Annotated in this window: 2 protein-coding genes; both read right to left on the bottom strand. The window is 73.9% G+C overall.

Translation table 11 applies throughout. The annotated features are described in order from the left end of the window. Positions 1-750: hypothetical protein (locus tag ACFV5N_RS26750; protein WP_385604798.1), on the bottom strand; the 750-nt coding region annotated here is incomplete at its 3' end. A 32-nt stretch (positions 751-782) separates the two neighbouring features. Next, a partial coding sequence (locus ACFV5N_RS26745) for an acetoacetate--CoA ligase (RefSeq protein WP_385604795.1) occupies positions 783-2,657 on the bottom strand: 1,875 nt, incomplete at its 5' end.

Below are 2,657 nucleotides of genomic sequence, written 5' to 3'. Positions count from 1 at the left end.
CTCCGGTTCGCTCAGCGGCACCACCTCCCCCGCCTCCAGGCGCCAGCCCATCGCCTCGGTGCGGCCGCCCCGCGCGGTCGTGCGCAGCACCAGGCCGCCGGGCGCCCCGGTGGCCAGCGCCACCGCCAGGACCGCGCACAGCGCCAGTGTCGCCGGTTCGGTCGGCTCAGGCGCCGCGTCCAGCGTGGCCGACAGCGGCACGCCCCGGGCCAGCACCGTGCACACCACGTGCCGGCGTTTCCCGCCCGGCCCCTCCAGCAGGGACGGCAGCAGCGCGGCCGCCCGCCGGAACGCGCAGCGCGCCAGCGGCGCCCCGCAGCGCGGGCACCCGCCCGCCTCGCCGAGCTGCGCCGTGGCCCGCTCCCAGCAGCGCAGCCGCTCCCGTTCGACCAGCAGGTCGGGCAGCAGCCGGCGCAGCGGGCGCCGCCCGGTGAACGGCAGGGTGGCGCCGCGCGCCGCGTCCACCGCCGTGTACCGGGCGCGGCTGGCCGCGCAGTCCGCCTCCAGCCGCTCGCGCGCGCACCACACCGCGTACCCCTCGGGGTCGAACAGGGCGACCCGTACGTGCCCCGCCTCCTGCGCCAGCGTCCGCAGCAGCCGCTCGGTGTGCCGCAGATACCCGCGGTGGTCGGTGAAGCGGAAGCTGGGGTAGCGCCGCATCCGGGCGAAGCCCGCCGCGTCCGCGATCACTCCTACCGTGCCGGTGCTCTCCCGGCGGCCGAGCGGCCGCCCGTCCCCGTGCTCTGCCATGATTCCCCCTTCAACGGATCAGAACCTGATGCTCACTCACCGTAATCGGAGCCACTGACAGCCGCCCGCTCCCGGCCCAGCCGCTCGAAGAAGCGCAGGGCCGCGAGATCGTCCACCGACCCGGCGTTGACCGCCTTCTCCAGCGGTGTTCCCTGCAGCAGCCGCTTCACCGGCACTTCGAGCCGCTTGCCGGTGAGCGTGTGCGGGACCGCGTCGATCGCCAGGATCTCGTCCGGTACATGACGCGGGCTCAGCTGCTCGCGCAGGGTGCGCCGGATGGTGTCGCGCAGCGCGTCGTCCAGGACGGCCCCGGGGGCGAGCCGGACGAACAGCGGCATCCAGTACCCGCCGTCCGGCTCCTCGATCCCGAGGACCAGCGACTCCTGGATCTGCGGGAGCCGTTCCACCACCTCGTAGATGTCGGCCGAACCCATCCGCACGCCCTGCCGGTTGAGGGTGGAGTCGGACCGGCCGTGGATCACCACCGTCCCGCGCGCGGTGAGGGTGATCCAGTCGCCGTGCCGCCACACCCCGGGGTAGGTGTCGAAGTAGCTCTCGTGGTACCGGGTGCCGTCCGGGTCGTTCCAGAACCGCAGCGGCATCGACGGCATCGGGGTGGTCACCACCAGTTCGCCCACCTCGTCGACCAGCGGCTCCCCCGCCGGGTCCCAGGAGCGCAGGTCGGTGCCCAGGCACGGCGCCTGCAACTCCCCCAGGTACACCGGCAGGGTGGGCACCGCGCCCGCGAAGCAGCTGCACACGTCCGTGCCGCCGCTGACCGAGGCGATCCACAGGTCCGGCCGGACCGCCTCGTGCAGCCAGCGGAAGCCGTCCGGGGGCAGCGGCGAACCGGTGGTCGCCACACAGCGGGTGGCGGACAGGTCCAGGTCCCGGCCGGGACGCAGCCCGGCCTTGGCGCACGCCATCACATAGGCCGCCGAGGTGCCGAAGACGGTGGCCCGGGTCTTCTCGGCGATCCGCCACTGGGCGTCGGTGGCGGGGTGGCCGGGGCTGCCGTCGTAGAGGACCACGGTGCTGCCGGTGAGCAGCCCCGATACCAGGAAGTTCCACATCATCCAGCCGGTGGAGGTGTACCAGAACAGCCGGTCGCCGGGCCCCAGATCGCAGTGCAGGCCCAGCTGTTTGAGATGTTCGAGCAGGATGCCGCCCTGGGACTGCACGATCGCCTTGGGCAGCCCCGTGGTGCCCGAGGAGTACAGCACCCACAGCGGATGGTCGAACGGGACCCGGGTGAACTCGGGTTCGACCGCGTCGGCGGTGAGGTCCGCCCACTCCAGCGTGCCCTCGGGCGCCGGTGTGCCCAGCAGGGGGACGTGGATCACCGCGCGCAGCGAGGGGAGTTCCCTGCGCAGTTCGGCGACGGTCGCCCGGCGGTCGTGTTCCTTGCCGCCGTACCGGTACCCGTCCACCGTGATCAGCACGACCGGCTCCACCTGCGCGAACCGGTCCAGGACGCTGCGGGCGCCGAAGTCGGGGGCGCAGGAGGTCCACACGGCGCCCACCGCGGCGGTGGCGAGCAGGGCGACGACCGCCTCGGGGATGTTGGGCAGATAGCCGCTGACCCGGTCGCCCGGCCGGACCCCGAGCCGGCGGAGCGCGGCGGCCAGCGAGCCGACGCGGTGGCGCAGTTGCTCCCAGCCGACGGCTTCCGGCTGCTGCCGCTCGTCCACGCACAGCAGCGCGGGCCCGGCCGCGTGCTCCGGCCGCAGGCCGGCCCGCAGCGCGTGTTCCGCGTAGTTGAGGGTGGCGCCGGGGAACCAGCGTGCGCCCGGCATGGTCTCCTCGGCCAGCACCCGCTCGTACTCAGTCGTCGCGTCGATGTCGAAGTACTCCCACACCGCGGCCCAGAACCCTTCGAGGTCGGTGACGGACCACTGGTACAGAGC

The organism is Streptomyces sp. NPDC059853 (genome assembly GCF_042731495.1).
In the GTDB taxonomy this organism is placed as follows: Bacteria; Actinomycetota; Actinomycetes; order Streptomycetales; family Streptomycetaceae; genus Streptomyces.
Note: the sequence above shows the minus strand (reverse complement) of the source record. Positions and strands in the feature narration are given on the sequence as shown.